The organism is Citrobacter sp. Cpo037 (assembly GCF_030332945.1).
Lineage (GTDB): Bacteria > Pseudomonadota > Gammaproteobacteria > Enterobacterales > Enterobacteriaceae > Citrobacter > Citrobacter portucalensis.
Map to the genome: position 1 here is coordinate 141536 of NZ_JAOWGW010000007.1, position 23883 is coordinate 165418.

The 23883-nt window shown below is 54.4% G+C and carries 23 protein-coding genes; 9 read left to right on the forward strand and 14 right to left on the reverse strand.

The genetic code is table 11. The annotated features are described in order from the left end of the window. Positions 1-92 precede the first annotated feature (92 nt). Genes arnB through arnF form a run of 7 tightly spaced genes read left to right on the forward strand, consistent with a single transcriptional unit; the run spans position 93 to position 7469 of the window. Positions 93-1232 carry a UDP-4-amino-4-deoxy-L-arabinose aminotransferase gene (gene arnB / locus OGX94_RS00665; RefSeq protein ID WP_257661795.1) on the forward strand — a complete coding sequence of 380 codons (1140 nt, stop codon included), beginning with the start codon at positions 93-95 and terminating at the stop codon, positions 1230-1232. Positions 1233-1234: 2 nt separating this feature from the next. Continuing rightward, positions 1235-2218, forward strand: coding sequence for an undecaprenyl-phosphate 4-deoxy-4-formamido-L-arabinose transferase (gene arnC, locus OGX94_RS00670; protein WP_193134236.1), 984 nt, complete (start codon positions 1235-1237; stop codon positions 2216-2218). After that, complete coding sequence (arnA, locus tag OGX94_RS00675) at positions 2215-4197, forward strand: bifunctional UDP-4-amino-4-deoxy-L-arabinose formyltransferase/UDP-glucuronic acid oxidase ArnA (protein ID WP_003834702.1); 1983 nt, start codon at positions 2215-2217, stop codon at positions 4195-4197. The genes arnC and arnA overlap by 4 nt, the downstream gene beginning before the upstream one ends. Next, positions 4194-5096, forward strand: a complete 903-nt coding sequence (arnD, locus tag OGX94_RS00680; RefSeq protein ID WP_125112627.1) for a 4-deoxy-4-formamido-L-arabinose-phosphoundecaprenol deformylase — start codon at positions 4194-4196, stop codon at positions 5094-5096. Before arnA ends, arnD begins: the two co-directional genes overlap by 4 nt. Next, a complete protein-coding gene (gene arnT / locus OGX94_RS00685; RefSeq protein ID WP_257661794.1) occupies positions 5093-6751 on the forward strand; it encodes a lipid IV(A) 4-amino-4-deoxy-L-arabinosyltransferase in 1659 nt (552 codons plus the stop codon). The genes arnD and arnT overlap by 4 nt, the downstream gene beginning before the upstream one ends. Next, the gene (arnE, locus tag OGX94_RS00690) at positions 6748-7083 is read left to right on the forward strand and encodes a 4-amino-4-deoxy-L-arabinose-phosphoundecaprenol flippase subunit ArnE (protein WP_257661793.1); all 336 of its coding nucleotides are present in this window, start codon (positions 6748-6750) and stop codon (positions 7081-7083) included. The genes arnT and arnE overlap by 4 nt, the downstream gene beginning before the upstream one ends. Then, a complete protein-coding gene (gene arnF, locus OGX94_RS00695) occupies positions 7083-7469 on the forward strand; it encodes a 4-amino-4-deoxy-L-arabinose-phosphoundecaprenol flippase subunit ArnF (protein WP_003834713.1) in 387 nt (128 codons plus the stop codon). Before arnE ends, arnF begins: the two co-directional genes overlap by 1 nt. A gap of 2 nt (positions 7470-7471) precedes the next feature. Here the strand turns inward: arnF and pmrD are convergent, their stop codons facing one another. The 9 genes from pmrD to OGX94_RS00740 form a co-directional block, all read right to left on the reverse strand. Continuing rightward, positions 7472-7735 (reverse strand): signal transduction protein PmrD, encoded by a 264-nt coding sequence (gene pmrD / locus OGX94_RS00700; protein ID WP_257661792.1) that lies wholly within the window; start codon positions 7733-7735, stop codon positions 7472-7474. Positions 7736-7830: 95 nt separating this feature from the next. Then, positions 7831-9255: an o-succinylbenzoate--CoA ligase gene (gene menE, locus OGX94_RS00705; RefSeq protein ID WP_063940554.1), complete on the reverse strand. Its 1425-nt coding sequence runs from the start codon at positions 9253-9255 to the stop codon at positions 7831-7833. After that, positions 9252-10214, reverse strand: coding sequence for an o-succinylbenzoate synthase (gene menC / locus OGX94_RS00710; protein ID WP_125112629.1), 963 nt, complete (start codon positions 10212-10214; stop codon positions 9252-9254). The genes menE and menC overlap by 4 nt, the downstream gene beginning before the upstream one ends. Then, on the reverse strand, positions 10214-11071 hold the full coding sequence (gene menB, locus OGX94_RS00715) for a 1,4-dihydroxy-2-naphthoyl-CoA synthase (RefSeq protein WP_003027671.1): 858 nt from the start codon (positions 11069-11071) through the stop codon (positions 10214-10216). The genes menC and menB overlap by 1 nt, the downstream gene beginning before the upstream one ends. Positions 11072-11085: 14 nt before the next feature. Next, positions 11086-11844 (reverse strand): 2-succinyl-6-hydroxy-2,4-cyclohexadiene-1-carboxylate synthase, encoded by a 759-nt coding sequence (menH, locus tag OGX94_RS00720; protein ID WP_063940556.1) that lies wholly within the window; start codon positions 11842-11844, stop codon positions 11086-11088. Continuing rightward, on the reverse strand, positions 11841-13511 hold the full coding sequence (gene menD, locus OGX94_RS00725) for a 2-succinyl-5-enolpyruvyl-6-hydroxy-3-cyclohexene-1-carboxylic-acid synthase (RefSeq protein WP_003834726.1): 1671 nt from the start codon (positions 13509-13511) through the stop codon (positions 11841-11843). The genes menH and menD overlap by 4 nt, the downstream gene beginning before the upstream one ends. Before the next feature lie 87 nt (positions 13512-13598). Next, the gene (gene menF / locus OGX94_RS00730) at positions 13599-14897 is read right to left on the reverse strand and encodes an isochorismate synthase MenF (protein ID WP_057066387.1); all 1299 of its coding nucleotides are present in this window, start codon (positions 14895-14897) and stop codon (positions 13599-13601) included. 104 nt (positions 14898-15001) lie between these two features. Then, complete coding sequence (elaB, locus tag OGX94_RS00735; RefSeq protein ID WP_257661791.1) at positions 15002-15307, reverse strand: stress response protein ElaB; 306 nt, start codon at positions 15305-15307, stop codon at positions 15002-15004. Between the two features lie 63 nt (positions 15308-15370). Further along, a complete protein-coding gene (locus OGX94_RS00740; RefSeq protein ID WP_008785342.1) occupies positions 15371-15832 on the reverse strand; it encodes a GNAT family N-acetyltransferase in 462 nt (153 codons plus the stop codon). Between the two features lie 66 nt (positions 15833-15898). Here OGX94_RS00740 and rbn point away from each other — a divergent pair, with 66 nt between their 5' ends. Beyond that, positions 15899-16816 (forward strand): ribonuclease BN, encoded by a 918-nt coding sequence (gene rbn / locus OGX94_RS00745; protein ID WP_257661790.1) that lies wholly within the window; start codon positions 15899-15901, stop codon positions 16814-16816. Between the two features lie 64 nt (positions 16817-16880). Continuing rightward, positions 16881-17885, forward strand: coding sequence for a chemotaxis protein (locus OGX94_RS00750; protein WP_003834740.1), 1005 nt, complete (start codon positions 16881-16883; stop codon positions 17883-17885). A gap of 58 nt (positions 17886-17943) precedes the next feature. Here the strand turns inward: OGX94_RS00750 and nuoN are convergent, their stop codons facing one another. The 5 genes from nuoN to nuoJ form a co-directional block, all read right to left on the reverse strand. Beyond that, a complete protein-coding gene (nuoN, locus tag OGX94_RS00755; RefSeq protein WP_003027689.1) occupies positions 17944-19401 on the reverse strand; it encodes an NADH-quinone oxidoreductase subunit NuoN in 1458 nt (485 codons plus the stop codon). Between the two features lie 6 nt (positions 19402-19407). Beyond that, positions 19408-20937, reverse strand: a complete 1530-nt coding sequence (gene nuoM, locus OGX94_RS00760) for an NADH-quinone oxidoreductase subunit M (RefSeq protein WP_003027692.1) — start codon at positions 20935-20937, stop codon at positions 19408-19410. Positions 20938-21188: 251 nt separating this feature from the next. Further along, the gene (gene nuoL / locus OGX94_RS00765; RefSeq protein ID WP_257661788.1) at positions 21189-23030 is read right to left on the reverse strand and encodes an NADH-quinone oxidoreductase subunit L; all 1842 of its coding nucleotides are present in this window, start codon (positions 23028-23030) and stop codon (positions 21189-21191) included. Continuing rightward, positions 23027-23329: an NADH-quinone oxidoreductase subunit NuoK gene (gene nuoK, locus OGX94_RS00770; protein WP_000612644.1), complete on the reverse strand. Its 303-nt coding sequence runs from the start codon at positions 23327-23329 to the stop codon at positions 23027-23029. Before nuoK ends, nuoL begins: the two co-directional genes overlap by 4 nt. Then, the gene (gene nuoJ / locus OGX94_RS00775; protein WP_003028059.1) at positions 23326-23880 is read right to left on the reverse strand and encodes an NADH-quinone oxidoreductase subunit J; all 555 of its coding nucleotides are present in this window, start codon (positions 23878-23880) and stop codon (positions 23326-23328) included. The genes nuoK and nuoJ overlap by 4 nt, the downstream gene beginning before the upstream one ends. Positions 23881-23883 lie beyond the last annotated feature (3 nt).

Below are 23883 nucleotides of genomic sequence, written 5' to 3' on the forward strand. Positions count from 1 at the left end.
AACCTTTATAGCCTGATGAAATAATTAACGACGCCCCTGTTTATCACTAAAAATAAAGCTTTGGTGGCGTTAAATGGCTTGAAGGAATAATGATGTCTGACTTTTTGCCTTTCTCTCGCCCGGCAATGGGTGCTGAAGAACTTGCCGCAGTGAAGGCAGTTCTGGACTCTGGGTGGATAACCACCGGCCCGAAAAATCAACAGCTGGAAGAAGCCTTCTGTCAGCTCACAGGAAATCAACACGCCGTCGCCATCTGCTCCGCCACGGCGGGTATGCACATCACGCTGATGGCATTGGGCGTAAGCGCAGGCGACGAGGTCATAACGCCGTCGATGACGTGGGTTTCTACCCTCAACATGATTGTCCTGCTGGGGGCAACGCCCGTCATGATCGATGTCGACCGCGATACGCTTATGGTCACACCTGAGCAAATTGAAGCCGCTATCACCCCACGAACCAAAGCCATTGTTCCGGTACATTACGCTGGCGCTCCCGCCGACCTCGACGCGATTTATGCCATTGGCGAGCGTTATGGCATCCCGGTAATAGAAGATGCAGCCCATGCCGTAGGGACATTGTATAAGGGCCGTCATGTCGGTGCTCGCGGTACGGCAATCTTCTCGTTTCACGCTATTAAAAATATCACCTGTGCGGAAGGTGGACTGATCGTTACCGACGACAGCCAGCTCGCTCAGCGGCTTCGCAGCCTGAAGTTTCACGGTCTGGGCGTTGATGCTTTTGATCGACAAACCTACGGCCGGGCACCACAAGCCGAAGTGCTTGCACCTGGATACAAATACAACCTGACGGATATCAATGCCGCTATTGCGCTGGTACAGCTGAATAAGCTGGAGCAACTGAACTCACGCCGGGCGCAAATTGCCCAGCACTATCAACAAGCGCTGGCTGATACGCCATTTCAACCGCTGGGCCTGCCCCAATGGTCGCACATTCATGCCTGGCACTTATTCATCATTCGAGTTGACGAAACGCGCTGCGGGCTGAGCAGAGATGCCCTGATGGAAGCGCTGAAGACCAAAGATATCGGCACCGGTCTGCATTTTCGTGCGGCCCATACGCAAAAATATTATCGCGAACGCTTCACTACCCTTTCGCTCCCAAATACTGAATGGAACAGCGCGCGCATCTGCTCGCTGCCGTTATTCCCAGACATGACTGAAGCGGATACCCAGCGGGTCATTACGGCGCTTCGCGAGATCGCAGGACAATAACCATGTTTGAAGCCACACCGATTAAAAAAGTCTCGGTTGTTATTCCCGTTTTTAATGAACAGGAAAGCCTGCCAGAGTTAATCAGACGCACCAGCGCCACCTGCGAGAAATTGGGCAAAGACTATGAAATTCTGCTCATCGACGACGGCAGCAGCGACCGTTCCGCTCAGTTGATGATGGACGCCTCTCAGGCACCGAACAGCCATATTGTCTCTATTTTACTGAATCGTAATTACGGACAGCACTCGGCGATTATGGCCGGTTTCAGCCATGTCACCGGAGACTTGATCATCACACTGGATGCCGATTTGCAAAACCCGCCGGAGGAGATCCCACGGTTGGTCGCCACCGCAGATGAAGGCTTCGATGTGGTAGGCACGGTACGCCAGAACCGTCAGGACAGCGTATTTCGTAAGACCGCCTCACGAATGATCAACCATCTGATACAGCGCACCACCGGTAAAGCAATGGGTGATTACGGCTGCATGCTACGCGCCTATCGCCGTCACATCGTCGATGCCATGCTGCATTGCCAGGAGCGCAGCACCTTTATCCCTATTCTGGCCAACATTTTTGCCCGTCGCGCCACGGAGATCCCGGTACATCATGCAGAGCGTGAATTTGGTGACTCCAAATACAGCTTCATGCGTCTGATCAACCTGATGTATGACCTGGTAACATGCCTTACCACAACACCGCTTCGCATGCTGAGCCTGTTGGGCAGCGTGATCGCCGCCACGGGCTTTACCTTATCAGTCCTGCTTGTTGTTCTGCGCCTGACGCTCGGCCCGCAGTGGGCAGCGGAAGGGGTATTCATGCTGTTTGCCGTCCTGTTTACCTTTATCGGCGCACAGTTTATTGGCATGGGTTTACTCGGCGAATATATCGGTCGCATCTATAACGATGTCCGCGCCCGCCCCCGCTATTTTGTTCAACACGTTATTCGCCCACAAACCACGCAGTCAACCGAGGAAAACCGCGCATGAAAGCCGTCGTATTTGCCTATCACGATATGGGATGTCAGGGTGTCCAGGCCTTGTTGGATGCAGGTTATGAAATCGCTACCATTTTTACGCACACAGACAATCCGGGTGAAAAAGCGTTTTTTGGATCTGTTTCCCGCCTCGCGGCCAGCGCCGGTATTCCGGTTTACGCCCCCGACGAGGTTAATCATCCCCTGTGGGTTGAGCGCATTAGCCAACTGGCACCGGATGTTATCTTCTCATTCTACTATCGCCATTTACTGAGTGATGAGATCCTCAGTCTTGCCCCTAAGGGCGCATTTAATCTGCACGGCTCGCTGCTGCCGAAATACCGTGGTCGCGCCCCGCTGAACTGGGTATTGGTCAATGGCGAAACCGAAACCGGCGTCACGCTTCACCGCATGGTCAAACGCGCGGATGCCGGTGCCATTGTTGCCCAGCAGCGCGTTGCTATTTCACCAGATGATGTGGCGTTAACGCTGCACCATAAGCTGTGCCAGGCAGCGCGTCACCTGCTGGAAGAGGCGCTGCCCGCGATTAAAACAGGAGATTATGCAGAACTCCCCCAACAGGAAGCAGAGGCTACCTGTTTTAGTCGCCGTACGCCGGAAGATAGCTTCCTCGACTGGAACAAACCAGCCGCAGAGTTACATAACCAGGTTCGTGCCGTCAGCGATCCATGGCCGGGCGCATTTAGCTATGTTGGCACGCAAAAGTTCACCGTCTGGTCATCGCGCGTTTGCACAAACGACATTGCGGCCCAGCCGGGTACCGTCATCTCCGTATCTCCATTACTGATCGCCTGTGTCGATGGCGCACTGGAGATTATTACCGGACAAGCTGGCGATGGTATTGCAATGCAGGGTTCACAACTGGCGCAAGTTCTGGGTCTGGTGCCAGGTTCTCGCCTGAACAGCCAGTCAGTGACCACCAGCAAACGCCGTACTCGCGTACTGATCCTCGGCGTTAACGGCTTCATTGGTAACCATCTGACCGAGCGCCTGCTGCAAGAAGATAATTACGAAGTGTATGGACTCGATATTGGCAGCGACGCCATTGGGCGTTTCCTGCAACATCCGCGATTCCATTTCGTCGAAGGTGATATCAGCATTCACTCCGAATGGATTGAATATCATGTAAAAAAATGCGACGTTGTGCTGCCGCTGGTGGCGATCGCAACGCCTATCGAATATACCCGCAACCCGCTGCGCGTATTTGAGCTCGATTTTGAAGAAAACCTGAAAATCATTCGTTACTGCGTGAAATACCGCAAGCGCATCATTTTCCCGTCAACCTCCGAAGTCTACGGCATGTGTACCGACAAAGTCTTTGATGAAGACAGTTCGAATCTGATCGTCGGTCCGGTCAATAAACCACGCTGGATCTACTCCGTATCCAAGCAGTTACTGGACCGTGTTATCTGGGCGTACGGCGAAAAAGAGGGATTGCGCTTCACCCTGTTCCGCCCGTTTAACTGGATGGGACCGCGTCTGGACAGCCTAAACGCCGCGCGTATCGGCAGCTCACGCGCCATTACACAGCTGATCCTCAACCTCGTGGAAGGTTCACCGATTAAGCTGATTGAAGGCGGTAAGCAAAAACGCTGCTTTACCGACATTCGTGATGGTATCGAAGCTCTGTACCGCATCATTGAAAACGAAGGCGGCCGCTGTGACGGTGAGATTATCAACATCGGTAATCCGCAGAACGAAGCAAGTATTCAGGAACTGGCAGAAATGCTGCTTTCCTGCTTTGAAAAACATCCGTTGCGTAACCACTTCCCGCCGTTTGCCGGTTTCCGTGACGTCGAAAGCAGCAGCTACTACGGTAAAGGTTATCAAGACGTTGAGCATCGTAAGCCTAACATTCGCAATGCAAAACGCTGCCTGAACTGGGAACCGACCATTGAGATGCAGGAAACGGTAGAAGAGACGCTGGACTTCTTCTTACGCAGTGTGGATATCACGGAACACACATCATGACCAAAGTAGGCTTGCGTATTGATGTCGATACATTCAGGGGGACGCGCGAAGGCGTGCCCCGCCTGCTGGAGACATTAAACCGACATAACGTTCGGGCAAGTTTTTTCTTTAGCGTTGGGCCTGACAACATGGGGCGCCATCTCTGGCGTCTTGTGAAGCCGCAATTTCTGTGGAAAATGCTGCGTTCAAACGCAGCATCGCTCTACGGATGGGATATTTTATTGGCGGGAACCGCATGGCCGGGAAAAGAGATTGGCCAGGCCAACGCGGCAATCATTGCACAAACCGCCCAGATTCATGAAACCGGTTTGCATGCCTGGGATCATCACGCCTGGCAGGCACGAAGCGGAAACTGGAATGACAAACAGCTGATTGATGATATTTCGCAAGGCATCACCGCACTTGAAGCCATCATCGGTCAGCCAGTCTCCTGCTCTGCCGTTGCCGGATGGCGTGCCGACAACCGTGTCGTCCATGCCAAAGAAGCATTCCATCTGCGCTATAACAGTGACTGTCGGGGAACGTCGTTATTTCGTCCGGTGCTGGAATCCGGGAAAACGGGGACGCCACAAATTCCCGTCACCCTACCAACATGGGATGAGGTGGTTGGCCAGGAGGTCCAGGCGGTGGACTTCAACTCTTATATCCTCTCCCACATCCAGATGAGCAGAGGAACACCGGTGTACACCATTCATGCGGAAGTTGAAGGCATCGCCTTTCATCAGAATTTTGACGAGCTGCTTACTCGCGCCGCGGACATGGGGATGACATTCTGCCCGCTTGGCGAGCTGTTACCTGACGACATCAGTACACTGCCGTTAGGACAGATCGTACGTGGAAAAATACCCGGCAGAGAGGGATGGCTCGGCTGCCAACAACCGTTGAGTGTGACACAATGAAATCTGCTGCCCGCTACACTCTGGCATTTATCGCTTTAATCGCACTGTATTTTATTTTACCTATCAACAGCCGTATGCTCTGGCAGCCTGATGAAACGCGCTATGCTGAAATCAGCCGGGAAATGCTCAACTCTGGTGACTGGATCGTTCCACACTTTTTAGGGCTGCGTTATTTTGAAAAACCAATTGCCGGATACTGGTTGAACAGCATCGGACAATGGTTGTTTGGCGCCAATAATTTTGGCGTCAGAGCGGGGGCTATTTTTGCCACTTTGATGACGGCGCTACTGGTAGCCTGGCTTGCCATGCGACTGTGGCAGGATAAGCGTACCGCCGTACTCTCCTCCGCTATCTTTTTAACGTTTTTTTCGGTTTACAGCATCGGCACCTACGCGGTACTTGATCCCATCATTGCGCTTTGGCTGATGGCGGGCATGTGCTGTTTTTGGGAAGGCATGCAGGCCACCACCAGAACACGCAAAATCATCGCTTTTTTGCTGCTTGGTCTGACCTGCGGTACGGGTGTAATGACCAAAGGTTTTCTGGCACTCGCCGTCCCTGTGCTTAGCGTATTACCATGGGTTTTTGCACAAAAGCGTTGGAAAGACCTCATTCTCTACGGTCTGCTGGCGGTGATCGGCTGCATCGCGATCGTACTACCGTGGGGTATAGCGATTGCGCAACGCGAGCCGGATTTCTGGCATTACTTCTTCTGGGTTGAACATATTCAGCGCTTTGCGCAGGATGATGCCCAGCATAAGGCTCCTATCTGGTACTACATCCCGATATTTGTGGCAGGCACATTACCGTGGCTCGGGCTACTCCCCGGCGCGCTGCGTACGGGCTGGCGTGAGCGGGATGTTCCGCGCAGTGCTCTGTACCTGTTAAGCTGGATTATTATGCCAATCCTGTTTTTCAGCATCGCGAAAGGAAAACTGCCGACCTATATTCTTTCCTGCTTCGCGCCGCTGGCGATATTAACGGCGCGCTTCGGCCTGCAGGCTGCGGAAAAAGGCTCGACCGCGCTGCGCGTGAATGGTTGGATCAACGTGCTGTTCGGCATCGTCGGCATCGTCGCCACGTTTATTGTTTCCACGCTGGGTCCATTGAAGACGCCAGTCTGGTCGCATATCGAAACGTATAAGGTTTTTTGTGCCTGGGGCATCTTTATCATCTGGACGCTTTTTGGCTGGTATACGCTAAATAACCGCGAGAAGAACTGGAAATTCGCAGCACTATGCCCATTAGGGCTGGCGCTGTTATTTGGCTTCTCCATTCCTGACCGGGTGATGGAATCTAAACAGCCGCAGTTTTTTGTCGAGATGACCAAAGAATCGCTGGAGCCGAGCCGTTATATTCTCACCGACAGCGTTGGCGTCGCTGCGGGACTGGCCTGGAGCCTGAAGCGCGACGACATCATGATGTACGGACAAACGGGCGAGTTAAAATATGGCCTCAACTACCCGGATGCCCAGGGTCGCTTTGTCAGCCGGGAAGGCTTTGCCGACTGGTTAGCGCAACATCGACAGCAAGGAAACATTACGCTCGTGCTCTCGATTGATAAGAATGAAGATATTAATCAACTTGCCATCCCTCCCGCTGACTACATTGATAATCAGGGGCGTCTGGTCCTGATTCAGTATCGGCCCAAATGATCTGGATAGCCTTAGTCCTCGCCAGCCTGCTCAGCGTCTGCGGCCAGCTATGCCAGAAGCAGGCGACCCGACCGGTGTCTGTTCGTGCGCGAAAACGCTACATTACGCAATGGATTGGGCTTGCTCTGGCAAGCCTCGGCCTGGCCATGCTGCTATGGCTGGCGGTTTTACAAAACATTCCTGTCGGTATTGCCTATCCCATGCTGAGCCTTAACTTTATCTGGGTTACTCTCGCCGCATGGAAAATCTGGCGCGAACCCGTAACAACCCGCCACTGGCTGGGCGTTGGGCTGATCATTACCGGCATATTTATTCTTGGGAGTGCAGTGTAATGGGCGTATTTTGGGGATTATGTAGCGTGATGATCACCTCTATCGCCCAGTTGAGCCTCGGCTTTGCGATGGATAATCTGCCGCCAATGCTGCAGCCGCTGGCGTTCATCTCTGCCGTATTCTCTGTCAGTATCGGAGCGTTTGCTTTATATGCCGGATTGACAGGGTATTTACTGTCAGTGATTTGCTGGCATAAAGCCCTACACCAACTCGCGCTGAGCAAAGCCTATGCCCTACTCAGCCTGAGCTATGTGCTGGTGTGGGTTGCCTCAATGATCCTGCCCGGCTGGCAGGGAACATTTTCAGTGAAAGCGCTGGCAGGGGTACTGTGCATCATGGCAGGGCTAATGACGATTTTTCTGCCTTCACGCAAACACCAACCCTGAGATTACTTATCTTCAGACTGTCGTAACAGACGCTCCCATTCATCACAGATGTTCTGTCTGGCATCAATTACCTTAATGACCCGGGATTTATCGCGGTTAATACAATACTGTGCATCCTTCAGCGGTGAAAGGAGATCGCCGGGCTTAACCCGCTCGGAAGATTGCGCCTCAGCAAGCATCTTTAGCGAACCACCGCTATCGCAAAGTACGATATAGAGCTTCCCTGCTTTTTTGTGACAGCAAGACTTCTTCACATGCCATTCCATAGCGCACCTTTTGTTAATAAATTTCACAATAGGTTACACTTTAGCAGATAAACAAAAGGACAATCGCTGCTGAATGACAAAAACGAGAAATACTATTAATGTTTTCTTAATGTTAATGATGAAGTACTTACCCAATCCAATAACGCACGGCGCGAAATTTTAATTCCTCCAGCTTTGAGCTCGGGCGGCAATGTTAGCCAACATACCGGCTGCTGAAAGCGGGCCAGCTTATCTTTTACCCACACTGCGAGATTAGTTTCTCCAGCATTAGCGTCATACTCAATGACCGCCACCGGGCGATGGCCAAACTCTTTGTCTTCTATCGGCACAATAAAGGCTTGTAGAACATGCGGATGCGCTGCAATCACGCGTTCCACTTCTTCCGGCTGTATACCTTCCCCGCCGCTAAAAAAAAGATTATCCATACGACCGACAATCGTTAACTTGCCGTCCTTTAGCATGCCGCGATCGCGGGTTGCAAACCAGCCTTCCGCGTTCACTAAAGGAATAAGCTGTCCGTTACGCCAGTAACCTTGCGCCATGCTGGCAGCCCGTAGCCAGACTTCATCATCAACGATTCTGACTTCTCTGCCTGCCAGAGGGGAACCCACATCTGCCAGACCATCCGCCTCTTTCGCACAGACCGTAGAAGCAAACTCCGTTAATCCGTAACCGCACCAGCAACGAATCCCTTGCTCGCGCGCTTGCTCCGTCAATTCAACAGGAATTGCAGCGCCACCCAGCAGTACCGCTTTGAGCGTGACTGGCGTGTTGTTGACCAGCAAGCGCCACAGCTGCGTGGGCACCAGTGAAGCATGGGTACATCCAGCCAGCATTTGCTCCAGCGGCTGCTTGTCGCGCACGGTCATTCGCGCTCCGGCGAACAACCAGCGCCACAAAATACCCTGGCCGGAAACATGAAACAGCGGCAGCGAGAGCAGCCAGTCATCCTCAGCACCAAACGGCATTAATGACAGGACGCCCTGCGCGCTTGCCAGATGCGCCTGACAGGTATGAACAGCCGCTTTTGGCAATCCGGTAGAACCCGAAGTTAACGTCATCGTGCTCAAACGTTCAGGCAACCACGCTGCGGCGTGATCGCCTGGCAATGGCTGCATCTGCAACGGGCTGAGTTCCGGAAGTGCGATAGCGGCCTCCAGATCCAGCGCAAAACGTAGCGTTAAGTCCGGGATCAGCGCATCAAGCAGCGGCTGAGGCAACTGTGGGTTCACAGGTAAAACTCGTGCCCCACATTGCAGCAGCGCGAGCCAGGCCAGCAAAGCGCGCGGATGATTCCACGCGCGAAGCAGAACACCATCGCCCTCTTCCACGCCCTGAGCGGCAAAACCGCAGGCCAGCTGATCTACACGTGTGCAGAGATCGCTCCAGCTTAATACCTCATCGTTGAGGCGCAAGGCTGGCACCTTCGCACGAACCTGTCGCCAGTGACGCCACGGCCAGTCACCCGGTTGTACCAAGCCCGATAAGCTCACGCTATCGGACCTTTCCTGCTGGGTCATAGCAGACGTTCCAGCGCATCAACGTCGATACACGGCAACGTGCTACCCGGCCAGGTGCGAACCTGCTGGCACTGCATCAGGCTCAGGGTATCCAGACCCGGAATGGTCTGCGGCGTTAACCATGCGGCAATTCGCGCCAGCTGGGTTAAGCCCAGACTCGACTCGATTGACGAACTGATAACGGCAGTAAGACCAAGCGCATGTGCCGCAGCCACCTGTTCACGGACTTTATCGAGACTGCCGGTCAGCGTAGGTTTGATAACAACGGCCTTGACGCCTTCTTCGGCTTCGAAGGTGAAATCCGCTTCACGCAGGCTTTCATCCCAGGCGATGGCAATGCCGGTTTCACGCGCGAAGGCACGGGAGTCGTCGCGGGTTTTGCACGGTTCTTCGAGGAAGGCAATGCGTCCGCGATACTCCGGATTAACGTATTTCGCGAACTGCTGAGCTTTCAACGGCGTCCAGGCCCGGTTGGCGTCAAGTCGCAAATGCAGCTCCGGGATCGCCTCAAGCAGCAGATTGGCTACCATGCCGTCGCGGACCGCTTCATACAGACCGACCTTGATCTTCGCCACTTTTTCGCCCGGCATATCCGCCAGTTGTAGCACCAGATCGTCAGGATCGCCCGTGCACAGCGGCGCAGCACGATAGTCCGCGTCCTGTGGCAATACGCCAGTCAGTTCGGCCAGCGCACAGCTTACGCCAAAGGCGACCGAAGGCAGTTGCGGTAAGGAGTCATCCCCTTGCAGCCAGCCTTTCACCCAGGCCAGCAGCTCGGTTTGCGCCTCTTCCCAACTTTCCTGACTAAAGCCCGGCAGCGGGGAGATCTCTCCCCACCCTTCGCGCTCACCGTCACGAAGACAAACGTACAACCCGTCACGCGTTTTTAACCGCCTGTCGCGCAGAATCACCCCCGCGTCCATGGGGATCTGCCAGCGGTATACCTGCGCGCTACGCATTACGGATTCCGTTTGAATTTACTGAAATCAGGCTGACGTTTCTGGTTAAAGGCGTTACGGCCTTCCTGACCTTCTTCCGTCATGTAGAACAGCATAGTGGCGTTACCTGCCAGCTCCTGCAGACCAGCCTGACCATCACAGTCGGCGTTCAGTGCGGCTTTCAGGCAGCGCAGCGCCATTGGGCTGTTTTGCAGCATTTCACGGCACCAGCGTACGGTCTCTTTTTCCAGATCCGCCAGCGGAACCACGGTGTTGACCAGACCCATATCCAGCGCCTGTTTAGCATCGTACTGACGGCACAGGAACCAGATTTCACGCGCTTTTTTCTGACCGACGATGCGCGCCATGTAGGAAGCGCCCCAACCGCCGTCGAAAGAACCGACTTTCGGGCCGGTCTGACCGAAAATAGCGTTTTCAGCCGCAATGGTCAGGTCACACATCATGTGCAGTACATGGCCACCGCCAATGGAGAAACCAGCAACCATCGCTACTACCGGTTTCGGACAGGTACGAATCTGGCGCTGGAAGTCCAGTACGTTCAGGTGATGCACACCGGAGTCATCCTGGTATCCGCCGTAGTCACCACGCACTTTCTGATCGCCGCCTGCGCAGAACGCTTTGTCGCCAGCACCAGTCAGAATAATGACACCGATGTTGTCATCATAGCGAGCATCCGCCAGCGCCTGGATCATCTCTTTCACGGTGACCGGACGGAAAGCATTGCGTACCTGCGGACGATTAATGGTGATTTTTGCGATACCGTCGGTGGATTTCTCGTAAAGAATGTCGGTATAGCCTTCAGAGCAATCGTGCCATTCTACCGGTGCGTAAAGCATTGTTTCATCAGGATAGATCATAAAATGTCCTATAGTCAGCGACGCAGAATCTGAGCCAGACAGTCCACTACGCCCGCGGGGTTGTCCCGATGCGCGTTGTGTCCGGCATTACGAATCACATGGTTTGGTACTGATATTTCCGCCGCCAGAGCGCGGAATTTATCGTCACGTTCACCACATAAATAATAAAACGGAAATGTGCGCATCGTGAGTTGCGCACGTAAATCAGGTTGTACGGCAAGCGAGGTGGCCTCCAGCATTGCCGCCAGCGTTTGCCCATTATTCTGGCTACGCAGAGCGACCAGCGCCTCTCTTTGTGCCGCGTTCAGCGAGGAAAAAACGGGCTGTTGATACCAGTCATTAAACACCTCACGTAGCGGCTCTGCGCGAAAACGCGCAGCCCAGCGGCCATCCGAGAGACGACGCTGAACGCGCGCTTCTTCGCTTTGCAAGCCGGGATGTCCACCCTCAACCACCAGACCACAAAGCCCTGGCATCTCCTGACTGGCCGCCATCATCGCGACTCTGCCGCCAAGAGAGTATCCCACCAGCCAGTAGTTAAGTATGTTGTAACTAAGTAGAGTATTACGCAGCAAAACGCTGACATCATCGAACCCGCTCACGCTGATGTCAGCGGAGCCACCGTGTCCCGGCAGGTCGATGTATAGCCGCGAATAATCCTGAAACGCTTCGCCGACCGTCTGCCATTCCTGGCAATCACCAGAGAAACCGTGCAGGAAAACCAGCCAGGGAAACCCCGTCTGCCCCTCTTTCGCCTGCGCATGCAGGATCATAGGTGACTTACCTTCGCCAGCAGTTGCTGCAAGGTTTGCGCCCCGTCAGTTTCGTTCACCACCAGCTCAATCACCGTGGCCGCAGGTGTACGCCACGCGTTAGTCAACGCGCTCTCCAGCTGCTCCCAGTTTTCCGGGCGCTGGTATTTAAGGTTAAACATGGCGGCAGCATGCTCGAAATGTACGTTCTGCGGCATCAGATAGAACCGTTCGCGTTCGCTGGCTGGCGTCGGCAGCAGGGAAAAAATCTGCCCGCCGTTATTATTGACCACTATCAGGACAAACGGCGCGGATACCTGGCGCAATAATGCCAGCGCATTCAGGTCATACAATGCAGATAAATCGCCAACAATCGCCAGCGTCGATTTCGCGCTGGCACGCTGTACGCCTGCTGCCGTTGACAGCAGGCCATCAATACCGCTCGCGCCACGGTTGCTATAGACCGGGTAACCAGCCGGAAGCTGCGACAGCGCATCAATCAGGCGCACCACCAGACTGTTACCCACGAACAGCTGGCCCTGCTCCGGCAAGTAGTCGCGGATACGGTGGGCTAGTTGCGCTTCACCAAACGCCTCGCGACGGGCTTCTACCGCCTGCCAGGCCTGTTGCGCCAGACGAGGGATCTCAATACACCAGGGCTGACGTTTCTCCGCCGGATGTAGCTCCAGCCAGTCGCCAACTTTCGCTACCAACCTGCGGCCGCGATGATGGGCCGGATCGAGGCGACCTTCGATATTATCGACAATCCAGTATTCCTGCGGATCGCAGCTGGCCTGCCATTGCAGCAGACGTTTTCCGGTCAGGCTGCTACCAAGCTGCACCACAATCTGCGCCTGCTGCAATTCAGCTACAGCTTTCGCATTTCCCAGCCACAGGTCGGCGCACGGCAGCGGTTGTCCGGTTTGCGACAGAACATCGCCAATCAGCGGCCAGCCTAATGTCTGCGCCCACTGCGCAACCTTCTTACCTTCTTCCGCGCTCATGCGACCGGCAATGACTACGCCGCGTTTTTGTCGCCAGAAAAACCAGTCGCGCTGTTTGTCGCTTTCCAGCCGACGCGCTTCTCGCAGCCAGGGTTTATCGTCCTGCCACCAGTCGCCGAGGCGCTGCTGCCAGGCAATCCCCGTTTCGTCCATATCGCCATACAGCGGTTCCGCAAACGGGCAATTGATATGAACCGCCCCGCTATGCAGGGCAGCTAATGCATTATCAATAGTGGACACCAGCCAGCTTGCCGGAATGTCCTGAGTCGGACGCGGTAAAGAGAGCGTTTGCGATGGATGCGAGGCAAACATTCCGGCCTGACGAATCGCCTGGTTCGCGCCACAGTCGATAAGCTCTGGCGGTCGGTCTGCCGTAAGTAAAATCAGTTTTTCACCGGTCAGGCCCGCTTCAATCAACGCGGGATATAAATTCGCCACCGCGGTACCGGACGTCACAATCACGGCGACAGGCTGCCGGCTGACTTTTGCCAGACCTAAAGCCAGATGCCCAAGACCGCGCTCGTCAAAATGGGTGTGGTGGATGAATGCGGGGTTTTCCGCTGCCGCCAGCGTCAACGGTGTAGAACGAGAGCCAGGGGCAATGCAGACATGCCTGACGCCGTGGCGAGTGAGTGCTTCCAGAATGACCGCCGCCCAGCGTCGGTTAAATGCGCTTACTGACATGAGATTGTCCGGTATCAATATTGCGACACAGTATAGAGAATCGAATAAATGGATTTTTGATATGAATCGGAAATATACACGAAATCACTATCCTTCCATCTGTAATAAAGTACGTAACCCTGCCGCTTTATTGTCTATTTCTTGCCATTCCTGCTCAGGATCTGAGCCACGCACAATCCCTGCCCCGGCATACAGGCGTACCACGTTTGCGCTAATTTTCGCCGAACGCAATGACACACAAAACTCGCTTTGGCGCAAAGAAAGATAACCCGCTGAACCGGCATACCACTCTCGTTCAAAGGGTTCATTTTGTTGGATGAACTCACGCGCCAGCTCACGCGGAATACCGGCAACGGCCGCCGTTGGCTGGAGCTGCATCAGGCAAAGCGTATCGTCGGCCTGATTCAGTTCCGTCCAGATGCAACGGCGCAGGTGCTGCACTTTACGCAGCCTGAGCACCTGCGGTGGCAGCACATCGAGAGTTTGCGTACAGCCTTGTAGCCGCTGGCAAATATCTTCGACCACCAGCATATTCTCGCGCTGGTTTTTGTCATCTTTCATTAGCCAGTCGCCCAATTGCCAGGCCCGATGATCCTCAGGGTGATTGGCCACAGTTCCGGCCAGCGCCTCGGTGCGCAGCGCCGTATCACGTCGTCGATACAGACGTTCAGGAGAAGAGCCAAGAAAAGCGGTGTCGGCGGAGAATGCCATAAAGAAATGGTAGCAGTTCAGATTTAAGCGACGGCTGGAAGCCATCACGGCAGCGGCATTAACCGACTGAGAAAACTGTAAATCGGTCGCCCGCGCCAGCACGACTTTATCGAGGTCTTCTCCTGCGATCGTTTGAGTAGCGAGTTTTATCAGGTCTATCCAGCCAGCTTTCTCCGGCCAGTGCTGTTCTCCCGTCAAATTCAAACGCAATGCAGGGAGCGGTTTTACGGGAGCAAGCGATGAGATGAAGGCGATCGCTTGTGCAGCGTCTTCACGTAGCGACACGTCGCTATAGAGATGTAAGCGTAAGCTCGCCACTCCGGCACAACGTCGCCACTCCAGCCGCGGCAGCAGTAAATTGCCACGCTGAGGCTCAAAGGCATTCAGGCCCCAGATGCGCAGGTCGGGATGATTATCATGCTGATGTAAAAATTGCTGGGCTGATTCCAGCGAGGAAAATGCGGCGACGGCCCCTAATACGGCGGCTTCTTCATCGCCGTTACGCTGCTGCCAGTAAAACTGGGGCCAGACGGGTTGACTGGCCAGCCATCCTAAAGCGTCAAACGCATCATTCAGTGGGAAAGGTATGTCGTAAATACGAATTCCAGGTGCTGCTGGCATCTCTTGCGATAAATGACGCATCAGACTTTCCAGCGCAGTAGTGATTGAATGCACGCGGACCTCTCCCTGTTAAAAACCTCTCATTATACGGGGTACTGAGCAGAAAAAGCAGTACCCCCAGTTAGGGAGTACGTACAAATGCGATGACAGAACGGAATTTATCGCCGCGCTAACAATAATCCCATCACTAAACCGACTGTGGCGCCAACGCCGATTCCGCGCCAGGGTTTTTCGTGCACATAGTCATCCGCCCGACAAACGGCTTTTTTCGCACGGTAATAGTAGCTATCAGAAGCATGGCTGACGCGATTTCTCACCTCTTCTAACGCCCGCTCTGCCCGCGCTTTTAACTCAAGGTATTTTTGATCTGCTGGGTCGCCAGAAGAATGCAGCACCTCTTCCAGCGTTTCGCTTAATAATTCCAGATCATCATCGATACGTGATTCATAAGAATGAAAAGACATTATATTCTCCCTTTCTATTGACGTACCCGCTAACTATAGACAACCTGGACTGATTGCGCCTGTTTACGCCTGATGTGCTTCCCGCGCCATTCCGACGTGTGGAATACCATCTTCGTCATAGATATCCGTCACTGGAACAAAGCCAAAGCGCGCATAGAACGATTGCAGATGCGCCTGCGCGCCCAGATACAACGCCTTGTGTGGCCAGTGTTGCGCGCAGGATGCCAGCGTCTGGGCCATTAGCTGTTGCCCCAGTTTTTCACCACGCAGCGCTTCGCTTACAATCACCCGACCAATCACTACCGGCTCCAGCTCGTCATCGCTTTTCAGAATCCTCGCATACGCCACCAGCTCATCGTTATGCCAGCCCAGAATATGCCGATTCTCTCCGGCCAGGTCATCGCCATCCACATCCTGGTACGGACACTGTTGCTCAACTACAAACACCGCGCATCGTAGCTGAAGTAGTGCGTACAGTTGTTGGGTACTCAGCTTTGCATGGTGGAGATCTTGCCAGTGAATCATTGTCTGCCCCTATGTTGTGATAACCTGAACACCCTGCCTTATTGATGGCGAAAGTGTAACGCAAAGATGGAATTACTATTTTTAGGCACGTCTGCGGGAGTCCCCACGCGCTCACGCAATGTAACGGCAATTTTACTGAATCTGCAACACCCGACTCAGGCGGGGCTGTGGCTTTTTGATTGCGGCGAAGGGACGCAGCATCAGATGCTCACCACGCCTTTCAATCCAGGAAAACTCGATCGTATTTTTATCAGCCATCTGCACGGCGATCACCTGTTTGGTTTACCGGGGCTACTGTGCAGTCGCTCAATGGCCGGCAATGTCCAGCCTCTGACGCTCTACGGGCCAAAAGGGTTGCGAGAGTTTACCGAAACCGCATTGCGTCTGAGCGGCTCCTGGACCGATTATCCGCTGGATATTGTGGAAATTACCGCGGGTGAGATTGTGGATGACGGCCTGCGAAAAGTAACGGCGTACCCGCTGGCGCATCCGCTGGAATGCTACGGTTTTCGCATTCAAGAGCACGACAAACCGGGTGCGCTTGACGCCAATGCCCTGAAGGCGGCAGGCGTTAAAGCGGGCCCGTGGTTTCAGGATTTGAAAGCCGGAAAAACCATCGTGCTGGAGGATGGTCGAGCGATTAACGGTGCCGATTTTCTTTCCCCGCCCACCAGGGGAAAATCAGTCGCTATTTTCGGTGACACAGGACCCTGCGCGTCCGCCATTGAACTGGCTCGAGGTGTAGATGTCATGGTACACGAAACCACGCTGGACGCGTCAATGGAGGAAAAAGCAAACAGTCGCGGGCACAGCTCAACCCGACAAGCCGCACAGCTGGCGCTGGATGCCGGAGTGGGACGTCTGATAATGACCCACGTTAGCTCACGCTACGATGAAAAAGGCTGCCAGCGCTTACTCGCAGAGTGCAAAACAATATTTCCAGACACGGCACTGGCTCACGATTTCGCCATTTTCAGCGTTTAACGCTCTATTTTTCCGCCTCAGTGCCGATAACAGTGGAAAGGCTGGCTTTCACACTGAGGACAGGATGAACAATTTCCAGAAAGATATTGATGACAGGACAAACCTAACCCTGTCTAACCGTTTTGAACTGCTGCTGTTTCGCCTCGGCAAATCTGTTGAGGAGCAGAAATCAGAGCTGTTTGGCATCAACGTATTCAAGCTACGTGAAATCGTGCCGATGCCGACCTTTACGCGTCCGGCGGGTATGAAGGCCCCGTTACTGGGTATGGTTAATATTCGCGATCAGGTGATCCCGGTGATTGACCTGCCCGCAGTTGCGGGCTGTAAGCCAGAGACCGGACTCAACATCCTGTTGATCACAGAATATGCCCGCAGCGTCCAGGCGTTTGCTGTGGAGTCAGTGGAAAACATTATGCGCCTGGACTGGCAACAGGTGCATACCGCCGAGAAAGCCGTTAATGGTCGCTATATCACCAGTATCGCTTGCCTGGACGACAACAAAGAGACCAACAACCTGGCGCTGGTGCTCGACGTTGAGCAGATCCTGTACGACATCGTACCGGCGAACCACGACCTGCGCGCAACCGATCTTAAAACCAATAAATTCAACATCACGCCGGGTGCGGTGGCGATTGTGGCTGATGATTCCAAAGTGGCCCGCGCCATGCTGGAAAAAGGGCTTAACGCCATGGAGATCCCGCATCTGATGCATGTAACAGGTCAGGATGCGTGGGAAAAAATACAGCAGCTTTCCGCAGAAGCGCAGGCGGAGGGCAAGCCAATCAGTGAGAAGATCGCCCTGGTGCTCACCGATCTCGAAATGCCGGAGATGGACGGTTTTACGCTTACCCGTAAGATAAAAACCGACGAACGTCTGAAGAAAATCCCGGTCGTTATCCACTCTTCGCTTTCCGGTAGCGCGAACGAAGATCACGTTCGCCGAGTAAAAGCGGATGGCTACGTGGCCAAATTCGAAGTCAATGAGCTTTCTTCAGTGATCCAAGAAGTGATGGATCGCACAGCGAAAGGCATCAGCGGTCCGCTGGTGAGCCGTCAGCTATTAAACTGACCGTATTTCACGCATAAAAAAACCCGCCAAGGCGGGTTTTTTCGTTTCTGCATTTCGCTTACATCAGCGGAGTCGCTAACTGCACAATACTGATCAGCGGTTGCGGGTAAATACCCAGCACCAGTACCAGCAGAGCAGAAATCAGCACTACGATACCGCCCGCGCTGTACTGCCAGTTAGACGGCGCATCACGGTTCAGCTGTTGCGGTGCGCTCAGGTACAGGCTCACGGCAACACGCAGGTAGTAGTACAAACCAATCGCGGAACCGACTACCACTGCGGCAACCAGCCACCACAGGTTAGCCTGCACACCGACGGCCAGTACGTAGAACTTACCGATAAAGCCCAGCGTCATCGGGATACCTGCCAGAGACAGCATCATCACCGTCATCACTGCCGCGAGGATCGGACGATGCCAGAACAGACCACGGTAGGAGAACAGAGAGTCCGCATCCGGGCCGCGGTACGGGCTGGACATCAGGCTGACCACACCGAACGCGCCGAGGCTGCTGAACAGGTAACCGGCCAGGTAAACGCCAACCGCTTCCATCGACATCTCGCCGCTCTGCAGAGCAATCAGCGCCACCAGCAGGTAACCGAGGTGAGAGATAGAAGAGTAACCGAGCAGACGTTTAATATTGGTCTGGCTCAGCGCCATCAGGTTACCGAAGATGATGGAAGCAAAGGCAATTACGCCCAGTACGATACGTACCGCTTCGCTATCCCCTACCGGGGCGTACAGGAACAGACGCATCACCACGCCGAAGATAGCGATTTTGCTCGCCGTCGCCAGGAAGGTGGAAACCGGAGCAGGAGCACCCTGGTATACGTCTGGGGTCCACAGGTGGAACGGAACCAGCGAGAGTTTAAAGCCGAGGCCAACAATCATCAGACCGAAGCCAGCCAGCAGCAGCGGTTCGTGCAGCATGCCGTCGCCGAGGCTCTTACCGAGTGCAACAAACGACAGATTTCCAGACTGCGCGTACACCAGCGCCATACCGAACAGCAGGAAGGAAGACGCTGCGGCAGACAGAATGGTGTATTTGATACTGGCTTCCAGCGAACGTTTCTGACGGAACGCATAGCCAACCAGACCAAACAGCGGCAGAGAGATCAGCTCAATACCAAGGAACAGCGCCGCCAGATGGTTAGCGTTAGCCAGCAGAATACCGCCAAGTGCGGCAATCAGCACCAACAGGTAGAACTCTTCCCGGTTGTCATCGTAGCCTTCCAGCCACGGGTAAGCGAAGGTACAGGTGGCAAGACTCGCCAGTAGCACCAGCCCGGTGTAGAGCATGGCGAAACCGTCAACCCGCATCAGCGGGGTGACGTCCATGGCGCCCGCCTGGCCAACAAACCAGAGCGAAACCAGCGCGGCGTTAAGCCCAATGACCGACAGCGTGGCATTGAGGAAGTGATTGCGTCGCCACGCAATGGAGAGCATCACAACCACCACCGTCAAGCCGACGATCAGCAGCGGTAGCAGCGCAATCAGGTGTTGTGGAGTTATTGTCATGGCGATTTACGGCCTTGTAGTAGTAACGGAATTAACAAACCACTGCTGGATGTTGCTCATCGCAGAATGCGAGGTATCCAGAATCGGCTGCGGATAGAAGCCAAGCAGTACCAGAAGCACGACCAGCAACAGGATGATAAACAGCTCACGCAGCGACATCCCTGGCAGTTCAACACTGGCAATCTGGCTCTTCGCTTTACCGAAGTAAGCGCGATGCAGCATCGCCAGCGAGTAAACAGAGGCAAACACCAGACCAAAAGTCGAGATCACGGTAATGACCGGAACCACCTGGTAGCTGCCGAACAGAATCATAAATTCGCCAACGAAGTTACCTGTACCCGGCATACCCAGCGTACACACTGCGAAGAACATCGACAGCGCAGGCAACCATTTCATTTTGCCCCACAGGCCGCCCATCATACGCATATCACGCGTGTGCAGACGTTCGTACAGCTGACCACACAGAATGAACAGACCGGCTGCGGACAGACCGTGCGCAATCATCTGGATAACAGCACCCTGGTACGCCAGCTGGCTGCCGGTGTAGATAGCAATCAGTACGAAGCCCATGTGCGATACGGAGGTGTAAGCGATCAGACGTTTGATATCGTACTGATTAAAGGCCATCCACGCGCCATAGAAGATACCGATAACGCCCAGCCACATTGCGATAGGTGCAAACTCCGCCGACGCGTTCGGGAACAGCGGCAGAGAGAAGCGCAGCAGACCGTAAGCCGCGGTTTTCAGCAAGATCCCCGCCAGGTCAACGGAACCTGCCGTCGGCGCCTGGGAGTGCGCATCCGGCAACCAGCCGTGCAGCGGAACCACCGGCATTTTCACCGCGAAGGCGATGAAGAAGCCCAGCATCAGCAGATATTCCACACCGTGGGACATCGGGGTATTCAGCAGCTCTTCATAGTTGAAGGTCCACACACCGGTCGCTTTATAGTGCACAAACACCAGCGCCAGGATGGCAATCAACATCACCAGACCACTCGCCTGGGTATAAATGAAGAACTTGGTCGCCGCCGTGATACGCGTTTTACCGTCAGAGGCTTTATGCCCCCACAACGCGATCAGGAAGTACATCGGCACCAGCATCATTTCCCAGAAGAAGAAGAACAGGAACATGTCGATGGCAAGGAACACGCCGATCACGCCGCCTAAGATCCACATCAGGTTCAGATGGAAGAAGCCCTGGTATTTTTCGATTTCATTCCAGGAGCAAAGTACCGCCAGAACACCGAGCAGACCGGTCAGCACTACCATCAGCAGCGACAGACCGTCGATAGCCAGATGAATAGAGATGCCAAAACGTGGGATCCACGGCAGGACAAATTCAGACTGCCACTGCGGAATGCCAGCGGATTGCGTCAGTGAATAGCCGCCCTGCAACCACAGTTGCAGGCCAAGCGCCAGCGTCAATCCCATGGTAATCAGCGCGATCCAGCGCGGCACCTTCACGCCAAAGCGTTCGGTCTGCCAGCACAGGAAGCCACCGATAAAGGGAATTAATATCAACCAGGGTAATAACATAGCTAAGTATGTCCCTTATATTTACTCCTGCTCAGGCTATCTCACTCGTCAGCCCAAATCCCGGCAGTGCTCGCAATCCTCACGTACTTCAGTACGCTCCGGTTGCTCTGCGCTGGCGGTCTCCGGTCTGACTTCGCCGATGACGCCTGTACATCAGGAACAGATTTTCAACGAATTCTAAAAATTATTTTTGGGTTTGTAGGCCGGATAAGCGCAGCGCCATCCGGCAATCGTTCATCCAGCCAACAAACTCAACGCATTACCATCAACAGTGCCAGCACAACGACGGCGCCGATGCTCATTGATGCAACATACCAGCGCAGATAACCGTTCTCGCTCAACAGCAGGCCTTTACCTGCAAAGCGGGAAAGGATCGCCGGAATGTTCATCATTGAGTTGAGCGGATCGCGTTTCAGCAACCAGGCAACACCCAGGAACGGCTTAACGAACACTTTGTCGTACAGCCAGTCGAAGCCCCAGGCGTTATACCACCAGGTACCCAGCAGGCGGCCCGGCGCACTGTTCGCAATCGACGTCACCAGCGTGCGTTTACCCAGCCACAGCCATGCTGCGATCAGGATGCCCGCAATCGCTACGATACCGGAGGTAATTTCCAGCGTCATAACGCGACCATGCTCAAGCTCGGTCGTCGCAGGCAGTACACCCTGCAGCGGCGGCACAATCAGCGCGCCAACGAAGGTGGACAGGATCATCAGCACAATCAGCGGCAGATGATGGGTAATCCCCTTCCCTGCGTGAGCGTGAATTTGTTCTTTACCGTGGAACACGATGAAAATCATACGGAAGGTGTACAGAGAGGTCATGAATGCACCGACCAGACCTGCAACCATCAGATTAATATGACCATTCGCCATTGCACCGGCCAGAATCTCATCCTTACTGAAGAAGCCAGCGGTAATCAGCGGCAGAGCCGACAACGCCGCACCACCGATCAGGAAGCAGAGATACACCAGCGGAATTGACTTACGCAGCCCGCCCATCTTGAAGATGTTCTGTTCGTGGTGGCAAGCCAGGATAACCGAGCCGGATGCCAGGAACAGCAGCGCTTTAAAGAAGGCGTGCGTCATCAGGTGGAAAATCGCCGCGTCCCACGCCTGTACGCCGAGAGCCAGGAACATATAACCAATCTGGCTCATGGTGGAGTACGCAAGAACGCGTTTGATGTCGGTCTGTACCAGCGCAGCAAAACCCGCCAGCACCAGAGTGATAGCACCGATAATCCCCACCAGGTGCAGGATTTCAGGCGTCATCAGGAACAGGCCGTGCGTACGAGCTATCAGGTAGACACCAGCGGTAACCATCGTCGCGGCGTGGATCAACGCGGAGACAGGCGTCGGGCCGGCCATCGCATCAGCAAGCCAGGTCTGCAACGGCAGCTGTGCAGATTTACCGACCGCACCGCCCAGCAGCATCAGGGTTGCCCACATCAGCATGTTGTTACCGTCTGCAAAGTGCGCAGGCGCCAGTTCCACCATTTCGCGGAAGTTCAGCGTGCCCAGCTCGTTGTAGAGGATGAACAGCGCGAACGCCAGGAATACGTCACCAACGCGGGTTACCACGAAGGCTTTCATTGCCGCAGCGCCATTCTTCGGATCGGTGTAGTAGAAACCAATCAGCAGATAGGAGCACAGGCCCACGCCTTCCCAGCCGAGGTACATCAGCAGCAGGTTATCCGCCAGTACCAGAACCACCATGCTGGCGATAAACAGGTTGGTGTAGGCGAAGAAACGAGAATAGCCCTCTTCTCCGCGCATATACCAGGAAGCGAACATGTGGATCAGGAAACCAACGCCGGTCACCACGGAGAGCATGGTCAGCGACAGGCCGTCCAGCACCAGGTTAAAACCGATGTTGAAGTCACCGACTGACATCCACGTCCACAGCGGCTGGCTGTAAGCCTGCTGACCATTGGCAAAGAAATCAACGCCAACAAACGCAGTCACCAGCGCGGCCAGGCCGATCGAACCGACACCCACGGTAGCGGACAGATTTTCTGACCAACGACCACGAGAAAACGCCAGTAATACAAAGCCAATAAATGGCAGAATAATGGTTAAGGCAAGCATGTTCATCCACGCATCTCACTTACTGAATCGATGTTCAGGTTCTGGCGACGGCGATGAAGTTGCAGCAACAGCGCAAGCCCAATGCTCGCTTCGGCAGCCGCAAGGCTGATGGCGAGAATATACATCACCTGACCATCGGTCTGGCCCCAGTAGCTTCCGGCGACCACAAAGGCCAGCGCGGAGGCGTTAATCATGATTTCCAGCCCGATCAGCATAAACAGCAGATTGCGGCGGATAACCAGACCGGTTAAGCCCAGCACGAATAAGATCGCAGCGAGGATCAGTCCATGTTGTAAGGGGATCATGCGTGCTCCTCCGTTTTTCTTTTCGCGCGGTCGTCGGTGCGATTGCTCAGCACTTCACCAGAACGCTCTTCACGCCCCACATGGAAGGCCACAACCAGACCCGCCAGCAGCAGCATCGATGCCAGTTCAACCGCCAGTACATACGGTCCGAACAGGGAAATACCGACTGCTTTCGCGCTAATTGGCGTGCCGTCGATGCCCTGATCGTTAACGCCCAGAATGGCGTAAACAATAACCACCAGCATAATGGCCGACAGAATCGCCGGACCAATCCACACCTGCGGTTTCAGCCACTGACGTTCCTGTTCAATTTCAGAACCACCAAGGTTGAGCATCATCACCACGAACACGAACAGCACCATGATGGCGCCCGCGTAGACGATAATTTCCAGTGCACCAGCGAAGTAAGCGCCTAACGAGAAGAACACCCCAGAAATCGCCAGCAGCGAAATAATCAGGTACAGCAACGCGTGTACCGGATTAGTGTGGGTGATCACCCGCAAGGTTGCGAGAATGGCTATCAGGCCACAGATATAAAAAGCGAACTCCATTGC

Bases quoted from the DNA above. Each gene is read 5' to 3' on its own strand.
- arnE (WP_257661793.1), top strand. From the start codon at position 6,748: ATGATCTGGATAGCCTTAGTCCTCGCCAGCCTGCTCAGCGTCTGCGGC.
- arnT (WP_257661794.1), top strand. From the start codon at position 5,093: ATGAAATCTGCTGCCCGCTACACTCTGGCATTTATCGCTTTAATCGCA.
- pmrD (WP_257661792.1), bottom strand. From the start codon at position 7,735: ATGGAATGGCATGTGAAGAAGTCTTGCTGTCACAAAAAAGCAGGGAAG.
- nuoL (WP_257661788.1), bottom strand. From the start codon at position 23,030: ATGAACATGCTTGCCTTAACCATTATTCTGCCATTTATTGGCTTTGTA.
- rbn (WP_257661790.1), top strand. From the start codon at position 15,899: ATGGAATTACTATTTTTAGGCACGTCTGCGGGAGTCCCCACGCGCTCA.
- menH (WP_063940556.1), bottom strand. From the start codon at position 11,844: ATGATCCTGCATGCGCAGGCGAAAGAGGGGCAGACGGGGTTTCCCTGG.
- arnB (WP_257661795.1), top strand. From the start codon at position 93: ATGTCTGACTTTTTGCCTTTCTCTCGCCCGGCAATGGGTGCTGAAGAA.
- nuoN (WP_003027689.1), bottom strand. From the start codon at position 19,401: ATGACAATAACTCCACAACACCTGATTGCGCTGCTACCGCTGCTGATC.
- arnF (WP_003834713.1), top strand. From the start codon at position 7,083: ATGGGCGTATTTTGGGGATTATGTAGCGTGATGATCACCTCTATCGCC.
- OGX94_RS00750 (WP_003834740.1), top strand. From the start codon at position 16,881: ATGAACAATTTCCAGAAAGATATTGATGACAGGACAAACCTAACCCTG.
- nuoJ (WP_003028059.1), bottom strand. From the start codon at position 23,880: ATGGAGTTCGCTTTTTATATCTGTGGCCTGATAGCCATTCTCGCAACC.
- arnC (WP_193134236.1), top strand. From the start codon at position 1,235: ATGTTTGAAGCCACACCGATTAAAAAAGTCTCGGTTGTTATTCCCGTT.
- arnA (WP_003834702.1), top strand. From the start codon at position 2,215: ATGAAAGCCGTCGTATTTGCCTATCACGATATGGGATGTCAGGGTGTC.
- menC (WP_125112629.1), bottom strand. From the start codon at position 10,214: ATGCGTAGCGCGCAGGTATACCGCTGGCAGATCCCCATGGACGCGGGG.
- nuoM (WP_003027692.1), bottom strand. From the start codon at position 20,937: ATGTTATTACCCTGGTTGATATTAATTCCCTTTATCGGTGGCTTCCTG.
- menE (WP_063940554.1), bottom strand. From the start codon at position 9,255: ATGACCCAGCAGGAAAGGTCCGATAGCGTGAGCTTATCGGGCTTGGTA.
- OGX94_RS00740 (WP_008785342.1), bottom strand. From the start codon at position 15,832: ATGATTCACTGGCAAGATCTCCACCATGCAAAGCTGAGTACCCAACAA.
- menB (WP_003027671.1), bottom strand. From the start codon at position 11,071: ATGATCTATCCTGATGAAACAATGCTTTACGCACCGGTAGAATGGCAC.
- elaB (WP_257661791.1), bottom strand. From the start codon at position 15,307: ATGTCTTTTCATTCTTATGAATCACGTATCGATGATGATCTGGAATTA.
- menD (WP_003834726.1), bottom strand. From the start codon at position 13,511: ATGTCAGTAAGCGCATTTAACCGACGCTGGGCGGCGGTCATTCTGGAA.
- nuoK (WP_000612644.1), bottom strand. From the start codon at position 23,329: ATGATCCCCTTACAACATGGACTGATCCTCGCTGCGATCTTATTCGTG.
- arnD (WP_125112627.1), top strand. From the start codon at position 4,194: ATGACCAAAGTAGGCTTGCGTATTGATGTCGATACATTCAGGGGGACG.